The sequence below is a fragment of the Paenibacillus sp. SER-28 genome, from assembly GCF_052906305.1.
The window spans coordinates 718,089-738,759 of the sequence record NZ_JBRECM010000001.1; the positions used below are offsets into that span (position 1 = coordinate 718,089).

Sequence of the window (20,671 nt, forward strand, 5' to 3'; positions counted from 1 at the left end):
ACGAGAGATGTACGTTTTTGTCTGTGATAAAGATCATGTCTTTCGTCCTGTACCCATTCATATCTGAGGAGGAAAAGGAACTTATGGCGAAATTTGAAAAGTTTGAGCTCCCAACTGAAGGCGAAAAGATTACGATTGATAACGGTCAACTACGGGTTCCGAACCATCCGGTAATTCCGTTTATCGAAGGTGACGGCACGGGTCGCGATATCTGGAAAGCTTCCAAGCGCGTACTGGACGCAGCTGTAGAAAAAGCATATAACGGCAGCAAAAAGATTGCCTGGTATGAAGTATTCGCTGGTGAGAAAGCTTTCAATACATACGGCGAATGGCTCCCTAACGATACTTTGGAAGCCATCCGTGAGTATATTGTAGCCATCAAAGGTCCACTTACGACACCTATTGGCGGTGGTATCCGTTCGTTGAATGTGGCATTGCGGCAAGAACTGGATTTATACGTATGTCTGCGTCCTGTTCGTTATTTTAACGGTGTTCCTTCTCCAGTGAAACGTCCTGAATTGGTAGACATGGTTATTTTCCGTGAGAACACAGAAGATATTTACGCGGGGATCGAGTATGCCGAAGGGTCCGAAGACGTGAAAAAGGTTATTCAGTTCCTCCAACAAGAGCTGGGTGTGAACAAAATTCGTTTCCCTGAAACCTCTGGTATTGGCATTAAGCCAGTTTCTTCCGAGGGTTCAAAGCGTCTGGTACGGGCAGCCATTCAGTATGCTGTTGACCACGGACGCAAGAGTGTAACGCTCGTACACAAAGGTAACATTATGAAATTTACCGAGGGCGCCTTCAAAAACTGGGGTTATGAAGTGGCTGAGGAAGAATTTGCAGATAAAGTATTTACTTGGGCCCAATATGATGTAATCAAGGAAAAAGACGGTGAGGATGCGGCAAATGCAGCTCAAAAAGCAGCTGAAGATGCAGGCAAAATCATTATTAAGGATGCGATTGCTGATATTGCACTTCAGCAAGTACTGACTCGTCCTTCTGAATTTGATGTAATTGCTACGCTCAACCTGAACGGGGACTATCTGTCCGATGCTCTTGCTGCCCAAGTTGGTGGAATTGGTATTGCGCCAGGTGCAAACATTAACTATGTAACAGGGCATGCTATCTTTGAAGCTACACATGGTACAGCTCCAAAATACGCAGACAAAGACGTAGTGAACCCTGGTTCCGTAATTCTGTCGGGCGTAATGTTGCTTGAACACTTGGGTTGGAAAGAAGCGGCTGACCTGATTTATAAAGGGCTGGAGACGTCCATTAATAAGAAGATTGTAACTTATGACTTTGCTCGTCTGATGGATGGTGCTACACAAGTGAAATGCTCCGAGTTCGCAGATACCATTATTAGTAACCTGTAAGGAAGGGGAATACCACTTGTCCATTCAACGTAAAAAAATATCCATTGTTGGCGCCGGTTTTACCGGTGCCACTACCGCATTGCTGCTGGCTCAAAAGGAGCTAGGTGATATCGTACTGATCGATATTCCGCAACTAGAGAATCCGACCAAAGGCAAGGCGCTTGATATTTTGGAGGCCGGTCCGGTACAGGGATTTGACAGCCAGATCACGGGCACTTCCAGTTACGAGGATGCAGCTAACTCGGATATCGTCATTATTACTGCCGGGATTGCACGCAAGCCGGGTATGAGCCGTGATGATTTGGTAAATACGAACGCAGGAATTGTAAAATCCGTTTGTGAGAACGTGAAGAAGTATGCGCCCGATTCTATCGTCATTATTCTGAGTAATCCTGTAGATGCTATGACCTATACTGCTTATCAAACGCTTGGGTTCCCGAAAAATCGGGTTATTGGCCAATCAGGTGTGCTGGATACAGCGCGATATTGTACCTTTATTGCACAAGAACTGAACGTTTCCGTCGAAGACGTACGCGGCTTCGTTATGGGTGGTCACGGTGATGATATGGTGCCCCTGGTACGCTATTCCAGCGTTGGAGGTATACCTATCGAAACCCTGATTTCGCAGGAACGTATCGAAGCGATCGTACAACGGACACGCGGTGGTGGCGGTGAGATCGTCAACCTGTTGGGTAATGGTAGCGCATATTATGCACCGGCAGCTTCGCTTGCACAGATGACAGAAGCGATTGTAAAAGATAAAAAACGGATTATCCCAGTCATTGCCTATCTGGAGGGAGAGTACGGCTATCAGGATTTGTTCCTTGGCGTACCGACACTTCTTGGCGGTAATGGTATCGAAAAAGTGTTCGAGTTGGAATTGACAGCCGAAGAAAAAGCAGCGCTCGATCAATCCGCTGAATCGGTCCGCAGTGTGATTAAAATAGTTACTGTATAGATTCAATTTTCTACTAAAACGGTATACTTTTACTTGAAGAGGTGTTCCCAAGCCATAGCCATGGCCATCGGACACCTCTTTTACTTTTAAACGGAATATAAGGAATCTATTCGTTTTCTTCCTTATTTCCTTTGCTTTGGACCACTTCCCCGGTATAATAGAGTTCATATGCATGGATAGTTACATGAAGATTTTGCAAAATCCTGACATAGAAAAGCATGTCCCAAAACACTGAAAAGATGGTAGTCATTCGTTGGAATATGATCGTTCTATGGAAAAAGAGTTTGTGAGAAAACAAAGAAATGGAGGTTATAAAGAATGTTTTTTATTCACATTATTGGATCACTGGCGATGGGTTTTTATTTATTGCTCCCCTTCGTTGTGGGCAAAATCGACAAATTGGCTCCAAGTGCGCAGGAAGGGACGATATCGGCTGTACAGCTATTAAACCGTCTGGCTCAATTTGCACTGATTCTTGTACTTATTAGCGGCATCTATATGATTTTTGTTTGGGATTCTTATTCGGTAGCATGGATCGTTGTTGTGTTGGTGTTGTTTCTTGCCATTTCTGGTATTGCTGGTGCTATGGGTAAGCCATTACGCTTGTCACTGGAAGCGGTTCGTAACCAACAGCCGATTACGCAATACGCTGGTAAAATGCGGATGTTCAGCACGCTGCTGGCTGTCTTCATGATTCTAATTACGATTTTAATGGTATACAGCCATATTATTTAATTATGCATTTGGTGAGAGCCTATAATCCAATGATGACAAATGCTAAATTGAAAAAAACGGTCTGTGCTGAATAAGCATAGGCCGTTTTTTTGTGCACTCAAATAACTACATTTTTCTTTTTTCGTTTAACGAATAACTTTGTGTGGTAAATCAGGAGTAGAGTGGATGCAAATGTTGCATCCTAAAAAATATCTAATTTTGAAGGGAGAATGTACAATGGCTAAAAGTAACCAACCTCAGCAAACTTTGCCCCCACAGCATCAGGACCAGCAACCGGGGATTGAATCTAAAATGACGCCTGCACCTCAATTTGAAAAACCAACTTATAAAGCCGCTGGCAAGCTAACAGGTAAAGTTGCACTTATTACTGGTGGGGACAGTGGAATTGGACGGGCTGTAGCTGTCACGTATGCCAAAGAAGGTGCGGACGTAGCTATCATCTACTTGAATGAGCATAAGGACGCGGAAGAAACAAAACGTCAGGTAGAGCAGGAGGGGCGCAAATGCGTATTGATTCCTGGGGATATCGGAGATGACCAATTTGCCAAAAAAGCGGTTCAACAGACGGTTAACGAGTTGGGCAAGCTCGACATTGTCGTGAACAATGCGGCAGAGCAACATCCACAACAAAAGCTGGAGGATATCACCAAGGAACAGTTGGAGCGCACGTTCCGTACGAATATTTTCGGTATGTTCTTCCTGACGCAAGCAGCATTGCCGCATTTGAAGAAAGGGAGCACAATCGTCAATACAACATCGATTACCGCGTACGCTGGGAACAAGACACTCATTGACTATTCTTCGACCAAAGGGGCAATCACATCCTTTACTCGTTCCCTTTCACTCAATTTGGCGGATCAAGGTATTCGGGTGAACGCTGTAGCACCAGGGCCAATCTGGACGCCGCTAATCCCGTCTACCTTTGATGCCAAGACGGTCAGCGAGTTTGGAGGAGCACAGCCAATGAAGCGTCCGGGTCAGCCGGAAGAATTGGCGCCAGCCTATGTGTACCTTGCTTCTGATGATTCTTCATATGTAAGCGGGCAGGTTATTCATATCAATGGCGGTGAAGTTATAAACGGATAAGAGGACAAAGGAAAGGCTGGGGCCGTGTTATGCCCTGGCCCTTTTTTCTTTTCACAGTGGAACATAATGAAGGTAGCCTGTAGAATGAGACTTAACTTACATAAAGGATGGGCATATTTTATGAAATCGTTTCGTTTCAGGCTTACCCTGATCATGCTGATTTTGATTGGCGTATCTGTCCTTGCTGCTGGAATCACGATGGGACAAATCTTTAAAAATTCGAATATGAAGGTGCTAGAGGAGAACATGGGACGGGAGATCGACCTGCTTCGCGCTACATTCCCTTTTGTGAATGCAGATGCCCTGTCCAGTACGGATTATGTATCTTATTATTCTCAAAAGGCGAAGGAAATTGCCCGTCTGACGGAATCGCGGGTGACCTTCATTCGCAAGGACGGGACGGTGGTTGGCGATTCGTTAAGCGATCCGCGTAAGATGGAAAACCACGCATCTCGTGAAGAAATTCAGCAAGCCTCAACAGAGAGAATCGGACGCACGATTCGTTACAGCGAAACCTTGCAACGGAACATGCTATACGTTGCAGAGCCTGTTGTATCGGACAAGGGCTTTGACGGATATATCCGTTTGTCCATGAGTCTGAAAGCGGTGGAGGAGGGAGTACGCCGCGGCTGGACGGCTATCGGGATTGGACTCGTGTTGCTATTTCTTGCTGCTGGATTGGTGAGCTATCGTATTGCCCGCAGTCTGACCTCGCCTATTGAGCATATTACAGGGGTAGCCAACCGCATTTCAGGACTGGATTATGACGCAAGGGTTGGTGTGCAGCGCCGGGACGAAGTAGGGCAACTGGGGGAAGCCATTAATCGTATGGCTGACAGTCTTCAAAACCAAATGAAAACGATACGTGACAATGAGGATCTACTCCAGAGCGTCATGAGTAATATGACAGGCGGGATTCTAATGATTGATGCAAGTGAGTCTATTGCGCTTGTAAACCGTGAGTCTGAGCGAATGCTCGGTGTCGTGGGTAAACGGGTGACGGACAAGCCGTATCATGAGCTGAAGAAGCACTATGAGCTCACAAAGCTAATTGAGGGCAGCATACAAAGCCGAGAAAGGCTGCATGGTGAGGTTCATTTGTACAATCCCGAGGAAAGACTCGTGTTGCTGGATGGTGTTCCGATGTATGAGGATGAAGGCGGATACCGGGGGATGCTGTTCCTTTTACAGGATATTACGGCTATTCGACGGTTGGAAAATATGCGGAGCGAATTTGTGGCAAACGTTTCTCATGAGCTAAAAACACCAATTGCCGCAGTCAAGGGTTTTGCCGAGACGTTACTCGGTGGCGGGGTTAAAGATGAGGAGACGGCCCGTTCATTTTTGCAAATTATATATGATGAAAGCGAACGATTGAATCGGCTGATCGGTGACATTTTGGAGCTATCCAAAATTGAATCCAAGCGTTCTCCGCTGGATTGCTCGCCAGTGCACGTTTCGTCGTTCATAGAATCATTGCTGGAAAAACTGAACAATGTAGCTGCCAAAAAAAGAATTACGCTGCACATGGATATCCCGGATGAGCTGTTTATGGAGGCAGATGAAGATAAGCTTCAGCAGATTTTCTTGAACCTTTTGTCTAATGGTATCAACTATACACTTGATGGTGGCAAGGTAAAGATTAAGGTTTTAACGATCCAGCGGGAGAATGACACGGAAAAGGTCGTATTTACAGTCAGTGATACAGGTATTGGAATTCCAAAGAAGGACCTGCCACGTATCTTTGAACGCTTTTATCGGGTGGACAAAGGACGCTCGCGCAACTCTGGAGGAACGGGACTGGGACTGTCGATCGTCAAACACTTGATCGATTTGCATCATGGCACCCTTTCGGTGGAAAGTGAGCTTGGATTGGGTACCACATTTACAGTTGAATTACCGCTATTGCAACAGGAAGAATGAACTATAACCTTTTTTACATTCTCTTAACAATGCCGTGATAAAATAAACGGGTGTCGCATGAGTATGGAAAAGGTTTCAGGATTTTGACCAATGCGCCTTTAACAGGTAAACAGGAGATGAAGTTATTTATGGGACAACGCTTGCTGGTTATTGAGGATGAACCAACGCTTGCCAGATTGCTATCCTACAATTTGATACAAGAAGGCTTCGAAGTGGACACGGAGGATCATGGCAGTGCAGGGTTTGAAAAAGCCTCCAGAGAGTCCTACGATTTGATCCTGCTGGATTTGATGCTGCCGGGAATGAACGGACTGGACATTCTGAGCAGACTTCGCCATCAGGGGCTGACAACGCCTATCATTATTTTAACGGCCAAAAACGGCGAGGCCGAGGTTGTCCAAGGGCTGAAGTCGGGTGCAGATGATTACATCACGAAGCCTTTTGGCGTTTCTGAGCTGTTGGCCCGTGTAACGGCTGTGCTGCGAAGAACTTCCGGCGGGGATGAAGGAGTGCTGTCTGATCAGAAAGATAGCTCCAAAATTCAACTGGGCGAGCTGGAGATTTACCCTGAGAAATATGAGGTCATTCTTGGAGGTCAGTCCATCAGCCTCAGACCAAAGGAATTTGAGGTACTTCTTTATTTGTCCCGCAAGCCGGGTGTGGTATTGACTCGGGATGATCTGATGAATGCTGTCTGGGGTTTTGACTACATTGGCGGTCAACGAACCGTGGATGTGCACGTCAGTTCCTTACGTAAAAAGCTGGAGCTGGATCCCGACTCGGTTCATATCGATTCGATCCGTGGAGTGGGGTACAAGCTGGTTGTAAATAAAAAAAGAAGCGCTTCTCATTTATTATAAATGAGGAGCGTTTTTCTTTATCCAGGGAAGTGTCTGACGACTTTTGTGTCCATTTCGTGATTTTACATTTCATTAACAAAAATAGACGCTAGAATCAACAAATGACCGATATGATGTTCCCGTCACTCCAAGTAGTTAAAAAAAGGGGACTTCAGAACGATGATAACGGAACCAAAGACCCAGCCGAGTTCCACTGCCGTGATTGAACGTGAAGCATACAAGCCGATTACTACCTATGTGCCATGCCGGGAGGTTCCGATCATTGGTACGGATATGACTTGTAAAGAACTGTTAGCGCTTATGAAAACACAGGAGGATATTCCTTGTGTCATTGTTGTGGATAAAAATGATCTTCCATTGGGCATTATTATGAGAGATGCGTACAATCGCCATTTTACGGGCAGATTTGCTGCGGCGTTGTTCTATGATAAGCCTGCGGCCATATTTGCCGACCCCGATACATTAATTGTGGATCTGAAAAGCCAGGCATCGGACATTGTGGAACTGGCGATGCTGCGCGAAGATCAGCGTTTTTACGATTGTGTGTTGATTAAGGAAGGAACACGGTTACTCGGCGTACTCACGATTCGTGATATCCTGTCCGTCGTGCAGCGAATGCAAAGAGAAGCAGACGAAGAGCGGGGCGATGTGATTCGGCATAGCTATGACGGAGTCCAGCGTATTCAGCTGACTGTGCTGGATGCAGCTAAAGAGGCCGACGACAGTGTGCGGCTAACCCGCTCAATGAGTGAATTATCCCGTCGTGGCAAAGTAGAACTGGAGGATGTTTTGCTCTCCTATCGTGCAGTCACGGAGCAAATGAAGCGCCAGCATGAGCAGATGACGGCGTTGACCCAATCGCTGAATGACATTGCGCGCATGGCCTCATCCATTCGTGCACTGGCAGATCATAGCGGACTGCTGGCGATCAACGCGTCCATTGAAGCGGCGCATGCTGGCGAACACGGACGAGGCTTCCAGATTGTGTCTCAGGAGGTGCGGAATATGTCACTCCAGACGAAAGCCTTTTCCACGCAGATTACAGGCTTACTCACCCATATCGAGCAAATGCTGCGTGACACCGCTGAACTGACGGATACGAGTATGCAGCAGATTCATACAGGCTCTCAATATATTTCTGCCGGAACACAAACTTTTGCCAAACTACTGCAGGCTGTCAACGAAATTGAAGCCAAAAACAGCGAAATGTCCCGTTCCGCAGAGGAAGCGGCTTTGAATGCAGCCGAAATTGCGCAGGAGCTTGAGCTCATGCTAAGTTCTTGATCATTTTACATACCGTTAACAAATCCACCACACTAAATTTACACACAGCTTATATAATCTTCATATTGTGCAAATCAGGTGCAATGCTTGAGGATCATAACTGCAACACGAAGGAGATCATAAATCCATGAATGATTCCGTAATCCGGATCGATAAGCTGAATTTATATTATGAGAAATTTCACGCGCTGAAACATATAAACCTCGATATTCCTGAAAAAACGGTAACTGCCTTCATCGGCCCGTCCGGCTGCGGCAAATCAACCCTGCTGCGTACGCTGAACCGGATGAATGATATGATACCGGGAACGCGTATTGAAGGCACTGTGAGTATCGCAGGTCAGGATATATACGGCGATACTATGGAAGTAGAAACTCTGCGTAAGCAGGTGGGAATGGTTTTTCAACAGCCTAACCCATTTCCCAAATCGATTTATGATAACGTGGCCTACGGCCCGCGTCTGCATGGAGTTCGGCAAAAGGACAAGTTGGACGAATTGGTTGAGCAAAGCCTGCGGCAGGCGGCACTTTGGGAAGAGGTCAAGGATTTTCTGAAGCGTTCTGCTCTGAGTTTATCCGGTGGACAACAGCAACGGTTGTGCATTGCCCGGGCGCTTGCTGTACAGCCAGATATTTTGCTTATGGACGAGGCGACATCTGCGCTGGATCCGATCTCCACGATGAAAATTGAAGAACTGGTTCAGGAATTGCGAGACACGTATACCATTGTCATGGTGACGCATAACATGCATCAGGCAGCGCGTGTGTCCGGTCGAACTGCGTTCTTTTTGAATGGTGTTGTGGTGGAAGCGGCGGATACGCAGACGATGTTTTCCACGCCGCAAGATTCACGTACAGAAGATTATATTTCAGGGCGATTTGGCTAAAGCCTACAGATGAATATGCCAGAAGGGGTGACTTCGAAATGATACGTAGAAAAGGTTTTGATGAAGGGTTAGATGAACTGAGAGCCGTACTGCGCGAAATGGGTGCACACGTTTCGAAGGCGCTCGATCAGGCCATTGAATGTTTGCAGACCAAAAATACAGAATTGGCTCAGCAAGTGGTCAAAAATGATGCATCCCTCAATACGCTGGAAGAGAATATTCTCGATATGGGTTCCAAGCTCATTATTACCCAGCAGCCGGTAGCGAAGGATTTGCGCCGGATCATTGTTGCATTTAAAATTTCCAGTGATCTGGAACGAATGGGCGATTTGGCGCTTGATATTGCCAAAGTGACACTTCGCTTGGAAGGGCAGCAGATCATTAAGCCGCTGGTGGATATTCCGCACATGGCTTCCATTGTTAAAGAAATGATAGATGATGCGATCAAATCCTATTTGGATGAAAATACAGATCTGGCCTACAAAATGGCCAAAGAGGATGATCGTGTGGATTCCATGTATAGCCACATGATCAGCGATCTGTATGCCTTTATGGTAGAAAAGCCGGCAGAGGCTTCACAAGCCATGCTGCAGTTGCTTGTAGGACGATACATTGAACGAATTGGTGACCATGCTACGAATATCGGTGAAAGCACTGTATATCTCGTGACAGGGGAGAGACCAGATTTGAACCAGTAGAGCTTTCAGGTATATAGCGGTTGTTTCTGACCCAGACTTGTCTTTGAGCAAAAGGCAAATTTGGTTAGGAAGCAGCCGTTTTTTTCTGAAAAAGGAGTCTTGTATGTTAAGATAGGAAGAGGAATGCGTAAAACGTAAGAACGTTACGAATGCATTGATGAACTTGCGAGGTGCTAAATGGATAAACTCATGCTTATAGATGGTAACAGTATCATTTACCGGGCGTTTTTTGCTATGCCACCGTTAACGAATTCGAGCGGGCAGCAGACGAACGCGGTGTACGGATTTACGACGATGTTATTGCGGCTCTTGGAGGAGCACAAACCAACACATATTCTGGTTGCCTTCGATGCTGGTAAAATAACGTTTCGCCATAAAGGATACGAGGATTACAAAGGTGGACGGGAGAAAACACCGCCAGAGCTGTCCCAGCAATTTCCGTTGCTGAAAGAGCTATTGACCGCTTTCGGCATTGCTCAGTTTGAACTGGATGGCTATGAGGCGGACGATATTATAGGGACCCTCTCCAAGACAGCGGACGAAGCCGGTTTCAATGTGCTGGTCGTGACCGGGGACAAGGATATGCTTCAATTGGCTTCAGACCATGTCACAGTCGGCTTGACCCGCAAAGGGGTTACTGAGGTGGAGACGTATGGACCTGAGCAAATTCAGGAACGATATGGCCTGAAGCCGCTGCAAATTATTGACCTTAAGGGTCTGATGGGCGATACGTCAGACAATATTCCTGGTATTCCCGGCGTGGGTGAAAAAACAGCGCTCAAGCTGCTGCATCAATACGGTTCAGTTGAAGAAGTGCTGGCGCACACGAATGAGCTGAAGGGCAAAATGAAAGAACGCGTAGAGACACATGCTGATGATGCACGAATGAGCAAAGATTTGGCGACCATTTATCGGGATGTAACGTTGGACAAGCAGCTGGAAGATGTGGCTTTTGGCGGGTTGCAAGCAGAAACGGCCGGGCCAGCTCTGGCGAAGCTAGAGTTCAAGTCCTTGCTGGAGCGTTTATCCTTTTCAGGTGAGGTTGGGAGTACTGGGGTAGACGTAGAGGAAGCCGCGGCTGACGTAACAGTGCTGGATGAGCAGCGGATTAGCGAATTGGTAGAAGTGTTGGATCATGTGGATGTGCTGCATGTAGAGACGCATGGTGATAATCCGCATCATGCTGACATCGTAGGTCTGATATTTGCCGCAACGGGACAGCAGTTTTTTATGACACTGGATGTACTGCAAAGCGATGCAGCTTCATCTATTCGCGAATGGCTTGCTGACCCTGAACGCAAAAAACGTGGTCATGATCTGCATCGTACGGATTTGGCTTTACACTGGCATGGAATTGAGTTTGCAGGGGCCGAGTTTGATGTGCAACTGGCAGGGTACTTGCTGGACCCGACCGATGCAAACCAGACATTGAGCGGATTGGCAGCCAAATATGGTTTGTCTTCGATCCGTCCAGACGAAGAAGTGTTCGGTAAAGGAGCTAAATATAAAGTTCCTGACGTGGCTGTACTGTCCGATCATGTGGCGCGTAAGGCAGCGGTGATTGAAGCTTTGGTGCCTGTACAGCAGGCGGAGCTGGAAAAAACGGAAATGCACAAGCTGTTTCATGAGCTGGAGATGCCGTTGTCCCGCATTTTGGCGGATATGGAGAAGCAGGGCATTTTGGTGAACGTAGAAGAACTGCGCGCTTTGGGGAAAGAATTTGAAGCCCAGATTGCAACCTTGGTGGGTGAAATCTACAGCATTGCTGGAGTAGAGTTTAATCTGAATTCGCCCAAGCAGTTGGGTGAGATTTTGTTTGATAAACTGGGTTTACCTGTCATTAAAAAGACGAAAACGGGGTACTCGACTGATGCGGAGGTATTGGAAAAGCTGGCCCCCTATCATGATATTGTGCAAAATATTTTGCAGTACCGCACCATTGCCAAACTCCAATCGACGTATGTCGAAGGATTGCTGAAAGAAATTTCGGAGAAAACGGGTAAGGTGCATACGTATTTCCGGCAGACGGTTGCAGCAACTGGACGCTTGAGCAGTCAATTTCCGAATTTGCAAAACATTCCGATTCGTCTTGAAGAGGGTCGCAAAATCCGCAAAGTATTTGTTCCGTCCGAACCGGGCTGGTCTATTTTGGCGGCAGACTACTCACAGATCGAGCTGCGGGTGCTGGCTGATATTTCGGATGATGAACGTTTGAAGGAGGCCTTTGTCCACGATATGGACATCCATACCAAGACCGCATCCGATGTGTTTGGGGTAGCAGCGGAAGATGTGGACTCCAATATGCGGCGTTCTGCGAAGGCAGTCAACTTTGGGATTGTCTATGGGATCAGTGATTATGGTCTGTCACAAAATTTGAATATTACGCGGAAGGAAGCGGCTCGTTTTATCGACCAGTATTTTGATGTGTTCCAAGGCGTTCGCCGTTACATGGATGATATTGTGAAGGATGCGAAGCGGGACGGCTACGTAAAAACGCTGTTGGAACGCAGACGCTATTTGCCGGAGATTAACGCCAGCAATTTCAACCTGCGTTCATTCGCTGAGCGTACAGCGATGAATACGCCGATTCAAGGTACCGCAGCCGATATTATCAAGTTGGCGATGGTACAGATGGATGAGGCCTTACGTGAACGTAAACTTCGCAGCAGAATGCTGCTCCAAGTACATGATGAGCTTGTGTTCGAGGTTCCGCCTGAGGAAATGGAAACGATGAAAGAGCTTGTCCCGGCTACCATGGAAGCCGCATTAAAGCTGGCTGTGCCGCTCAAAGCCGAAGTAAGCTATGGCAGCAATTGGTATGAGGCCAAGTAATATATTTCAATGAGTAGATAGTCCCAATTTGACGCTGCTTCCGTTATAATATAGGGTGAGGTGAAGACATCATGCCGGAATTACCGGAAGTAGAAACCATTAAACGAACGCTAAACGAGCTTATCGTTGATAAACATATAGATCATGTCACCGTTAATTTGCCGCGGATCATTCAACGGCCCGATGATATCCACGCTTTTGCGATGGAATTGGCCGATCACCGGATTACAGGGGTTGAGAGACGCGGAAAGTTTCTGCGGATTTTGCTGGACGGGCTGGTGCTGGTCTCCCATCTTCGAATGGAAGGGCGATATGGATTGTATTCGCAACAAGATCCTGTGGAAAAGCATACCCATGTCATCTTTCATTTTAAAGATGGTACGGAGCTGCGTTATCAGGATGTGCGTCAGTTTGGCACAATGCACTTATTTCCGGCAGGACAGGATTTGCTGGAAAAGCCGCTGAACAAGCTCGGCTTGGAACCGATGGACGAGGCCTTTACACCCGAAATGCTGCGTGTTGCTGTTGGAACTCGTTCGACTTCGATCAAGGCAGCGCTGTTAAACCAGTCATATGTGGTGGGCATCGGGAATATTTATGTAGATGAATCGTTGTTTAAGGCGGGGATTCATCCAGCACAGCCAGCCAAAAGCCTAACGGATAGCCAATTTCATGTCTTGCATGAAGCTATTGTCTCCACGCTGGGTGCGTCGATTCAGGTTGGAGGCTCGTCCATTAAATCGTTCGTTAATGGACAGGGTAAAACGGGCGACTTCCAGCATCAATTGCAAATCTATGGACGTAACGCGAAGCCTTGCGTTAACTGTGGCACATTGATCGAAAAATCTGTCGTAGCCGGACGTGGCACACATCATTGTCCGGTCTGCCAGCCTCTGCGCTAAACAGGCACAGTCACCCCAAGCCCATCCCTCTCATATATTGTTCCAAGTACCAATACTGCGGAGGGTTTCGGTTGTTATAAGGCCCTGCCTTCGCAATGGGAGGGAATTGGAGTGGCTAATCATTGGGGAGGCCTGCTGTTACTGGCATTTGCGCTAAGTTTGGACAGTTTCGGAGTCGGTGTTACATATGGTCTGCGCAAAATGAAAATTCCACTGTTGTCGATTGCTATCATCTCCGTATGTTCAGGTTTGGTGATTGGCATATCCATGCAATTGGGCGCGTTACTATCTCGTGTCCTGTCTCCTGTATATACGACCGTTTTTGGCGCTGTCATCCTGATCTGTATCGGCTGTTACTCTTTGTTTCAAGCTCTGCACCGCAAAGAGGATTCGCCAGAGGATTCAGCGGAGGCCTCTCGGGGGTTGCTTCTTACAGAACAGACTGATCCAGTGAGCAGATCTGTTCTTGGGGAGAAGAAGAGTATAGAGGATACTGATACAGAGTCTTTCCTTAGCTCAAGAAAAGACCTGTCGTCAGAAGTTTCTGTGGAGCAGCAGGAGCGAACGCTATTTTCTCTGGAGTTCCGCAAATGGGGACTTGTTATTCGGATTCTTCGAAGTCCGTCTGCTGCGGATATGGACCGTTCCGGCAGTATATCTGCTACCGAAGCGGTTTGGCTGGGCATTGCATTATCGGTCGATGCGTTCGGAGCGGGACTCGGGGCAGCTATGCTTGGTTTTCAGCCACTGTCTACTGCGCTGGCTATTACGTTATTCAGTGGAACATTTTTGATTGCAGGGATGAAGGCAGGCTTCTTTCTATCAGCATTTCGATTTATGAAGGCGCTGGGTGTATTGCCGGCATTATTACTGATTATGATGGGCATATTGAAGCTGTTATGAGGTGAAAGAGCATGAATATCGGATTAACCGGAGGTATTGCTACCGGAAAAAGCACCGTGTCGGCTCTTTTGGTCGCCAAAGGTGCGCTGCTGATCGACGCAGATGCCATTGCCCGGGAAGTCATGCTTCCGGGGCATCCGGTGCTGGCGGCGGTCATACAGCATTTTGGACAAGCTATAGTGAACAATGACGGAACCCTGCACCGCAAAAAACTGGGTGAGATTGTATTCGGAGACCCTGCCCAGCGGCAGGCACTTAACGATATTACACATCCTGCTATTCGTGAGGAAATGCGTATGCGCATGGAAGCATATGAACGGGAACAGCCGGACAAGCTTGTTTTGGCAGATATCCCGTTATTGTACGAGTCCGGGCTGGAGAGCTTGTACGAGGAGATTATGGTTGTGTACGTACCACGTGATATTCAGCTCCAGCGTCTGATGCTCAGAGACGGTCTGACGGAGGAGCAAGCTGGACTTAGGCTGTCCGCACAAATGGATATTGAACAAAAGAAAAGCTTGGCCGATATCGTTATCGATAATAGCGGAACACAGACTGAGACGAAACGACAAATTGATCAATTTTGGCAGCGGAAGGGACTTGCATGAATATTTTGCGAAAGAAAAGAGTCCTGCTCACTTTGTTTGTCGGGTTTGTCCTAATCCTGTTCCTTAATTCAAATTGGATGTCCTGGTTCTATCCAATTCAATATAAGGATGAGATTCGGCAGTATTCACAAACGTATGAAGTGGACCCATTTTTGGTGGCGTCTATTATCCGTGTAGAAACCAATTTTAAAACCAGCAAGCAGTCGCATAAGGGTGCACTGGGCCTGATGCAGATTATGCCGAATACGGCAAATTGGATTATGGACAGTGCCCAGATTCAAAAGGTTCCGCTGGACAGTGTCAAGCACGAGCCTGGCACCAATATTGAGCTGGGAACCTGGTATTTGCATAACCTATCCATGAAGTTTCAGGATAATCCTGTAGCAATCGTAGCTGCTTACAATGCAGGGCCAGGGAAAGTTCAGGAGTGGCTGGATAAGGGAGTGTGGGATGGAAAAGAAGAGTCCATTAAGCAAATCCCTTTTGGTGAGACACGACATTATGTACAGCGGGTCATTTATTACTACAGGCAATACACGAAAATTTATAATGATTTTTAAATGGCAAGTTAATGACATGATGAGCCTTTTCGCTTTAAAATGAAAAAAGCGCAGGACAGGCTGTTTTTAGCAGCCCATCCATACACTTTATCTTGTTATTTCTGCATTATTACCGCGATTATTGGTATTGACCTGCCAATTGTTGTTCGGCGATCGTTACGAGGCGTTTTGTGATGTAGCCCCCGATCGAACCGTTCTCATAGGAAGTCATGTTACCTTGGTATCCATCTTGAGGAATGCTGATACCCAGCTCTTGAGCGATTTCATATTTCATTTGCTCCAGAGCGCCGGAGGATCTGCTGACTACCAGATTGTTGGAGTTGCCATTGTTTCCTTGTGCCATTGTTGTTCACCTCCTCGCGATATGGTAAACATATTATGATCCGTTTTGACAAAATTATTACTAAGAATCTTCGGGAATTTATTGGAAAAAGAAAGTGGTGAGATTATGAAATGTCCGTATTGTGCCTACAACGGCACGAAAGTGTTGGATTCGCGACCTGCGAATGATAACAAGTCCATCCGTCGCCGCCGTGAATGTGAGCAGTGTGCCAGGCGTTTTACCACCTTTGAAATGGTGGAGGAAACCCCGCTCATGGTCATCAAAAAAGACGGCAGCCGTGAAGAATTTAGTCGTGATAAAATGCTGCGCGGTCTCATTCGAGCCTGCGAGAAGCGCCCAGTATCCGTCGAGCAACTGGATATGATCGTATCCCAGGTAGAGAATGCTATCCGCAACACAGCAGCCACAGAAGTGGATAGCCAGCAGATCGGTGAGCTGGTCATGGAACAGCTTTACCCAGTGGATGAAGTCGCCTACGTACGTTTTGCGTCCGTCTATCGTCAGTTTAAAGACATCAATATGTTTATGAAGGAACTGAAAACATTGTTATCTAAAGATACAGCCAGCGACTGATCGCTGACTGTATCCTTCTTGGGACAAAGTGGGAAGATGATTATATTTTTTTATAAAAGTATTGACACAGGAATAAAAATTTTATATGATATAGAAGTCGCTTGAAACGTTGAAAAAACTTACTTACGATGGGGCCTTAGCTCAGCTGGGAGAGCGCATCGCTGGCAGCGATGAGGTCAGGGGTTCGATCCCCCTAGGCTCCACCAAACTTTTATTATGGACTCTTAGCTCAGTTGGTAGAGCAGTTGACTCTTAATCAATTGGTCCAGGGTTCGAGTCCCTGAGAGTCCATCCTTTAGAAAAAACGGCAGAGATGCCGTTTTTTTGTTGTTTATAGATCTATTCTCAGTCTAGCTGAAAACATTATGGGGTTTCCATTGATTGACATAATCGGCAAGGAATTTGAGATACTCGTCATTCACCAATTTTCTTGGGGTGAATACGGCTGTTAAAAAAGTTAGAGATTTTGAACGCGCGATTTTTTCATCCATCATGGAATGGTCGGCTTCAGGTAAATGAATAACGGACAGCAGCTCTGCGGGTATTTTCTGGCGGTAGACTCGCTCGGTATCCTTTACATCTACATTAATATCTTTGCCAGCCAGAACCAAGAGTACAGGAGAATGGAAGTGACTTAATTCTTCGGTGGAATCAGACCGAAAATTTTTGCCTATAAAGCTCCATCTTTCTTTGGAGATCATATCCTCAGGATCGGCTATGCTTAGGTATTCTTCATAAGAAGCATGTTTTTTCAGTAACTGTAGAATCTCTTGATCGTAGTTCAATGTCTTTTGAATTTCTTGCGGAGTAGCTCCTTCTTGCTCCATTTCTTTTCTGGTATTAAATTGTCCTTGGGAAATCCAGTTCACGGCAGGCGATACAAGGATGCTGAATGCAATATCATGTTCCTCTTTAACGATCTTCGGAATGACCCATCCTGCTTGACTGGCTCCCCATAGGCCGATTTTTTGCGTATCAATCATCGGCAAGGTTCTCGCCCAGTCTATTGCATATCGGATCTCCTGTGCGCGGTCCTCCATGCTTTGATCCAGCCAATTGCCAGGGGCACTATTAATACCGGGCTTATTCAATGACAGGGAGGCATAACCCTTGGAGGCGAACTTTTCCCACAGTGGTTTGTATCCATCATCATATGTGTCATTAATAGGACCATCCCCATGAACAAAAACAACTAATCCAACCTTTTCCGAGTAGTTCTTAGGCAAAGCTAATGTACCTGTTAACAGCCCTTTAGGTGTCGTGATTTGTATTTTTTCTTCTGTCATCTTGTAGGAATTTTGATATAGAACAATGAGTATCAAGGCAACAGCTAGCCCTGCCACAATACCAAGTGTAAGCTTAAATGTTTTTTTCAATGGTGTTCTCTCCTCGAATGTAGGTTCTCTTTCCAACTCATCAGATGCCATACAGGCTCCTTGAACCAAAAATGCCGTAACCCATTATACTTAGATTGTTCTACTTCAAACGCCAGTTTGTGATACAAACGGATAGCCCCTTGGTTCTTATACGCTACATGAAGCGTCAATGTATGAAAACCAGATTCAACCGTAAATTGCTGTGCGAAAGCTAGAAGACGGCGTCCTATTCCCTGGTTACGATGACTTGAACGAATTGCCAGATGATCAATGTAACACTCATCTGCAGCGGGGGGATACTCCAGCGCATGCATACCTGTCAAAAATTTAAATATATTAAAGCAACCAAACTGTTTTATGAGCGGAGCCAAAGAAATGGGGTTTGTTTCAGGAAGTGAAGAGGAGGGGGTCTTCCATTTGAGGGAAAGAACACCAACAACTTCTTCGTTCTCTTTGGCTACAAATTGTTTCATAGATGTAGAATAAGGATTTTGAACCCAAACCTTCATTAACAACTGCTGTATAGCTTGATCCTCCAGTGTAACAAGAGATTGAAATTTTGCTTTAAACGATTCAACTAAAAGACTGCAAACAGCTTCATGGTCTTGTTTCTGGTATGCAACAATGTCAAAGGATTTTGCACTCATGTAACGCCCTCCAAGATTTATTCTACTTTAACCTGAATTTCGTATTGCAGCTTATTGTTGTCGAACATCGAAAGATAAGATTTTTCTACTAGGACAATCTTGCTTTGGCAGTTATATTGGTGATGAGCTACATATCGTTCCATTTGTTTGATTTCATAATCAATCTCAGATTCTTCAATGACGGAAAGATGCTTATAAAGATAGTTGCCTTCTTCCAGAATATAGTCAGCCACATCCACCGTTTCATAACAAAGCTTCACCTGTCCGGCATCAGACAAGTAATGCAGGTCATTTTCAAATAATCGAGGTGGGGCAGGGTGGTGTTCAAATAAGTTTCCGGCAGTGAGCTCTTGACCATTCTCCAATGCAAACCATAGCTTTAAATGACGGGGACCTAATCGTTTGACCTGATATTCATCATTTCGCTGAGTCAGGCTATCATGTTCTTCTAGCACTTTGTGAATAAACTGTTCATGCATCTTCAAGTTAGCTATTTCAGCTTGTACCTTCTGCAACGAATGCTCTAAAAGCTGGTTATAGTCATCGGCAGCATAGAAAGTCATACATTCTTGAATCTGACCGACAGGGACATTTAATTTGCGTAACAATAAAATATGCGAAAGCTGATAAATCTCATGAATCCCGTACATCCGATATTGATTTTCTTCTGTATGTGATGGATACAGGATTCCCTTTTCTTCAAAATATCGCAGTTGATGTACAGATACATTCATGAGCTGAGCAAGCTGACTGATCGTAATGTGTTCTTTCAATGACAGGACTCCTTACTGATAGTTGAATAACTCCACTATAAACCTTAGGTCAGACCTAGGGTCAATAGAAAATATCAAATCAAATCTTGGATAGGCATAGGTGTCGAGCATTTGATGCCCACACCAAGGGGGAGACTGGAGAGTTTACCTGTCGGTGATAACCCGTTATAATCATAAGATTAGTGAGCATAAACAAGATGCTCCGGATGAAGGTTAGAATGGGGAAATCATGTTGAAAACTTTTAAAAAGGTATACATTGAGATAACGAGCATTTGCAATCTCGCATGCAGTTTTTGTCCTCAAACACAGCGTGTCAAAAAATTTATTGATCCGGAAGTCTTTCGAAATGTGCTTGATCAGGTCAAACCACACACGGATTACATCTATTTGCATGTAAAAGGAGAGCCGTTGCTCCATCCGAAAATTGATCTTTTGCTGGAAAGTGCTCATGAGAAAGGATTGAAGGTCAATATTACCACCAATGGTACCTTGCTGCCGAAGACCGGACATAAGCTGCTTGGGCAACCAGCGCTGCGTCAGATGAACTTCTCTCTTCACAGCTTTGACGGGCACGAAGGCTCCGTGGATCGAGAAGGATATTTGGGTAATATTTTCACGTTTGTAAGAGAAGCAGTAAAACACAATGTCATTATTTCGTTCCGTCTCTGGAACCTGACTCAGGATAATCTGACTAATGTGCAGCGTCAGCGCAACCGGGAAACGCTTGAACGACTGGAGCAAGAGTTTGGACTGGACTATCGGATTGAGGAAAAGGTGATACCAGGCAGTGGGGTCAAAATCGCACCAAACGTTTATTTGAATCAAGACCATGAATTTGAATGGCCGAGCCTCAGTGCCCCGGAAGATGACGGAAAAGGCTTTTGCCATGCACTCCGTAGCCAGGCGGCGGTATTGGTGGATGGAACGGTGGTCCCTTGCTGTCTGGATGGAGAAGGTGTCATTAATTTAGGTAACGTGCACGAACAATCTTTTTCCGACATTATGGAAGGGGAGCGTGCCAACCGTCTGTACTTCGGTTTCTCCAAGAGAGAAGCGGTAGAAGAGTTATGCCGAAAATGCGGGTACCGCAAACGATTTGGAACATAATCATACAGGTGAGCTCTAATCAACAGTAGAATGAATTGCAAGAAAGATAGCCCTTTTGCAGGGCTTTTTTACATATATTTCGATATATACATACATAATCAATGGTTTTGAACTGTTCAGAGGAAGTTAGATACAATCGATTGCTTGTGAGAATGATTATCAATTATAATGAATTTAATTCTGATAGCGCGGAATAAGAACTGAAGGAACGGTTTGGATGGAGGCTGAACAAAAGCA

General features: G+C 45.8%; 20 protein-coding genes and 2 tRNA genes. 18 read left to right on the forward strand and 4 right to left on the reverse strand.

Going from position 1 to position 20,671, the window contains the following annotated elements; all coding sequences use genetic code 11:
- Positions 1–83 precede the first annotated feature (83 nt).
- The 14 genes from icd to ACUYLD_RS03420 all read left to right on the forward strand — a co-directional run bounded on the left by icd (position 84) and on the right by ACUYLD_RS03420 (position 15,614).
- Positions 84–1,379: an NADP-dependent isocitrate dehydrogenase gene (icd, locus tag ACUYLD_RS03355; protein WP_069291602.1), complete on the forward strand. Its 1,296-nt coding sequence runs from the start codon at positions 84–86 to the stop codon at positions 1,377–1,379.
- A gap of 16 nt (positions 1,380–1,395) precedes the next feature.
- Positions 1,396–2,337 carry a malate dehydrogenase gene (gene mdh, locus ACUYLD_RS03360; RefSeq protein ID WP_061828678.1) on the forward strand — a complete coding sequence of 314 codons (942 nt, stop codon included), beginning with the start codon at positions 1,396–1,398 and terminating at the stop codon, positions 2,335–2,337.
- Between the two features lie 318 nt (positions 2,338–2,655).
- Positions 2,656–3,072 (forward strand): hypothetical protein, encoded by a 417-nt coding sequence (locus ACUYLD_RS03365; protein WP_013370353.1) that lies wholly within the window; start codon positions 2,656–2,658, stop codon positions 3,070–3,072.
- Positions 3,073–3,288: 216 nt separating this feature from the next.
- Positions 3,289–4,158, forward strand: coding sequence for an SDR family oxidoreductase (locus tag ACUYLD_RS03370; protein ID WP_446674409.1), 870 nt, complete (start codon positions 3,289–3,291; stop codon positions 4,156–4,158).
- A 120-nt stretch (positions 4,159–4,278) separates the two neighbouring features.
- Positions 4,279–6,081 carry a two-component system histidine kinase PnpS gene (gene pnpS, locus ACUYLD_RS03375; protein ID WP_446674410.1) on the forward strand — a complete coding sequence of 601 codons (1,803 nt, stop codon included), beginning with the start codon at positions 4,279–4,281 and terminating at the stop codon, positions 6,079–6,081.
- 128 nt (positions 6,082–6,209) lie between these two features.
- The gene (locus tag ACUYLD_RS03380; protein WP_013309604.1) at positions 6,210–6,941 is read left to right on the forward strand and encodes a response regulator transcription factor; all 732 of its coding nucleotides are present in this window, start codon (positions 6,210–6,212) and stop codon (positions 6,939–6,941) included.
- Between the two features lie 159 nt (positions 6,942–7,100).
- Complete coding sequence (locus ACUYLD_RS03385; RefSeq protein ID WP_446674411.1) at positions 7,101–8,225, forward strand: methyl-accepting chemotaxis protein; 1,125 nt, start codon at positions 7,101–7,103, stop codon at positions 8,223–8,225.
- Positions 8,226–8,352: 127 nt separating this feature from the next.
- Positions 8,353–9,111, forward strand: coding sequence for a phosphate ABC transporter ATP-binding protein PstB (pstB, locus tag ACUYLD_RS03390; RefSeq protein ID WP_029516628.1), 759 nt, complete (start codon positions 8,353–8,355; stop codon positions 9,109–9,111).
- Positions 9,112–9,149: 38 nt separating this feature from the next.
- Positions 9,150–9,809 (forward strand): phosphate signaling complex protein PhoU, encoded by a 660-nt coding sequence (gene phoU / locus ACUYLD_RS03395; protein WP_025721993.1) that lies wholly within the window; start codon positions 9,150–9,152, stop codon positions 9,807–9,809.
- Between the two features lie 177 nt (positions 9,810–9,986).
- Positions 9,987–12,641, forward strand: a complete 2,655-nt coding sequence (gene polA / locus ACUYLD_RS03400) for a DNA polymerase I (RefSeq protein WP_446674412.1) — start codon at positions 9,987–9,989, stop codon at positions 12,639–12,641.
- A gap of 71 nt (positions 12,642–12,712) precedes the next feature.
- Complete coding sequence (mutM, locus tag ACUYLD_RS03405; protein WP_446674413.1) at positions 12,713–13,543, forward strand: DNA-formamidopyrimidine glycosylase; 831 nt, start codon at positions 12,713–12,715, stop codon at positions 13,541–13,543.
- 111 nt (positions 13,544–13,654) lie between these two features.
- Positions 13,655–14,446, forward strand: a complete 792-nt coding sequence (locus tag ACUYLD_RS03410; RefSeq protein ID WP_446674414.1) for an MntP/YtaF family protein — start codon at positions 13,655–13,657, stop codon at positions 14,444–14,446.
- Between the two features lie 11 nt (positions 14,447–14,457).
- Positions 14,458–15,054 carry a dephospho-CoA kinase gene (gene coaE / locus ACUYLD_RS03415; protein ID WP_061828670.1) on the forward strand — a complete coding sequence of 199 codons (597 nt, stop codon included), beginning with the start codon at positions 14,458–14,460 and terminating at the stop codon, positions 15,052–15,054.
- Complete coding sequence (locus ACUYLD_RS03420; RefSeq protein WP_023987928.1) at positions 15,051–15,614, forward strand: lytic transglycosylase domain-containing protein; 564 nt, start codon at positions 15,051–15,053, stop codon at positions 15,612–15,614. The genes coaE and ACUYLD_RS03420 overlap by 4 nt, the downstream gene beginning before the upstream one ends.
- A 118-nt stretch (positions 15,615–15,732) precedes the next feature.
- On the opposite strand, the gene ACUYLD_RS03425 is transcribed toward ACUYLD_RS03420, so the two are convergent.
- Positions 15,733–15,957 carry an alpha/beta-type small acid-soluble spore protein gene (locus ACUYLD_RS03425; RefSeq protein WP_013309613.1) on the reverse strand — a complete coding sequence of 75 codons (225 nt, stop codon included), beginning with the start codon at positions 15,955–15,957 and terminating at the stop codon, positions 15,733–15,735.
- A gap of 105 nt (positions 15,958–16,062) precedes the next feature.
- On the opposite strand from ACUYLD_RS03425, the gene nrdR reads away from it, so the two are divergent.
- The 3 genes from nrdR to ACUYLD_RS03440 all read left to right on the forward strand — a co-directional run bounded on the left by nrdR (position 16,063) and on the right by ACUYLD_RS03440 (position 16,821).
- Positions 16,063–16,530 (forward strand): transcriptional regulator NrdR, encoded by a 468-nt coding sequence (nrdR, locus tag ACUYLD_RS03430; protein ID WP_013309614.1) that lies wholly within the window; start codon positions 16,063–16,065, stop codon positions 16,528–16,530.
- A gap of 130 nt (positions 16,531–16,660) precedes the next feature.
- A tRNA-Ala gene (locus ACUYLD_RS03435) sits at positions 16,661–16,736 on the forward strand.
- A gap of 12 nt (positions 16,737–16,748) precedes the next feature.
- Positions 16,749–16,821 (forward strand) — tRNA-Lys (locus tag ACUYLD_RS03440).
- Positions 16,822–16,880: 59 nt separating this feature from the next.
- On the opposite strand, the gene ACUYLD_RS03445 is transcribed toward ACUYLD_RS03440, so the two are convergent.
- The 3 genes from ACUYLD_RS03445 to ACUYLD_RS03455 are packed head-to-tail and all read right to left on the reverse strand — an operon-like array spanning position 16,881 to position 19,326.
- Entirely contained in the window at positions 16,881–17,906 is a 1,026-nt protein-coding gene (locus tag ACUYLD_RS03445; RefSeq protein WP_446674415.1) for an alpha/beta hydrolase family protein, read from the reverse strand.
- Positions 17,903–18,553: a GNAT family N-acetyltransferase gene (locus ACUYLD_RS03450; RefSeq protein WP_446674416.1), complete on the reverse strand. Its 651-nt coding sequence runs from the start codon at positions 18,551–18,553 to the stop codon at positions 17,903–17,905. The genes ACUYLD_RS03445 and ACUYLD_RS03450 overlap by 4 nt, the downstream gene beginning before the upstream one ends.
- A gap of 17 nt (positions 18,554–18,570) precedes the next feature.
- Positions 18,571–19,326 (reverse strand): helix-turn-helix domain-containing protein, encoded by a 756-nt coding sequence (locus ACUYLD_RS03455; protein ID WP_446674417.1) that lies wholly within the window; start codon positions 19,324–19,326, stop codon positions 18,571–18,573.
- A 229-nt stretch (positions 19,327–19,555) separates the two neighbouring features.
- Between ACUYLD_RS03455 and ACUYLD_RS03460 the strand changes: the two genes are divergently transcribed.
- The gene (locus ACUYLD_RS03460; RefSeq protein ID WP_446674418.1) at positions 19,556–20,434 is read left to right on the forward strand and encodes a radical SAM/SPASM domain-containing protein; all 879 of its coding nucleotides are present in this window, start codon (positions 19,556–19,558) and stop codon (positions 20,432–20,434) included.
- Positions 20,435–20,671 lie beyond the last annotated feature (237 nt).

What these genes read in the sequence shown, in the direction of transcription:
- icd (WP_069291602.1), top strand. Translation starts at nt 84, where the DNA reads ATGGCGAAATTTGAAAAGTTTGAGCTCCCAACTGAAGGCGAAAAGATT.
- ACUYLD_RS03365 (WP_013370353.1), top strand. Translation starts at nt 2,656, where the DNA reads ATGTTTTTTATTCACATTATTGGATCACTGGCGATGGGTTTTTATTTA.
- ACUYLD_RS03370 (WP_446674409.1), top strand. Translation starts at nt 3,289, where the DNA reads ATGGCTAAAAGTAACCAACCTCAGCAAACTTTGCCCCCACAGCATCAG.
- pnpS (WP_446674410.1), top strand. Translation starts at nt 4,279, where the DNA reads ATGAAATCGTTTCGTTTCAGGCTTACCCTGATCATGCTGATTTTGATT.
- ACUYLD_RS03380 (WP_013309604.1), top strand. Translation starts at nt 6,210, where the DNA reads ATGGGACAACGCTTGCTGGTTATTGAGGATGAACCAACGCTTGCCAGA.
- ACUYLD_RS03385 (WP_446674411.1), top strand. Translation starts at nt 7,101, where the DNA reads ATGATAACGGAACCAAAGACCCAGCCGAGTTCCACTGCCGTGATTGAA.
- pstB (WP_029516628.1), top strand. Translation starts at nt 8,353, where the DNA reads ATGAATGATTCCGTAATCCGGATCGATAAGCTGAATTTATATTATGAG.
- phoU (WP_025721993.1), top strand. Translation starts at nt 9,150, where the DNA reads ATGATACGTAGAAAAGGTTTTGATGAAGGGTTAGATGAACTGAGAGCC.
- polA (WP_446674412.1), top strand. Translation starts at nt 9,987, where the DNA reads ATGGATAAACTCATGCTTATAGATGGTAACAGTATCATTTACCGGGCG.
- mutM (WP_446674413.1), top strand. Translation starts at nt 12,713, where the DNA reads ATGCCGGAATTACCGGAAGTAGAAACCATTAAACGAACGCTAAACGAG.
- coaE (WP_061828670.1), top strand. Translation starts at nt 14,458, where the DNA reads ATGAATATCGGATTAACCGGAGGTATTGCTACCGGAAAAAGCACCGTG.
- ACUYLD_RS03420 (WP_023987928.1), top strand. Translation starts at nt 15,051, where the DNA reads ATGAATATTTTGCGAAAGAAAAGAGTCCTGCTCACTTTGTTTGTCGGG.
- ACUYLD_RS03425 (WP_013309613.1), bottom strand. Translation starts at nt 15,957, where the DNA reads ATGGCACAAGGAAACAATGGCAACTCCAACAATCTGGTAGTCAGCAGA.
- nrdR (WP_013309614.1), top strand. Translation starts at nt 16,063, where the DNA reads ATGAAATGTCCGTATTGTGCCTACAACGGCACGAAAGTGTTGGATTCG.
- ACUYLD_RS03450 (WP_446674416.1), bottom strand. Translation starts at nt 18,553, where the DNA reads ATGAGTGCAAAATCCTTTGACATTGTTGCATACCAGAAACAAGACCAT.
- ACUYLD_RS03460 (WP_446674418.1), top strand. Translation starts at nt 19,556, where the DNA reads ATGTTGAAAACTTTTAAAAAGGTATACATTGAGATAACGAGCATTTGC.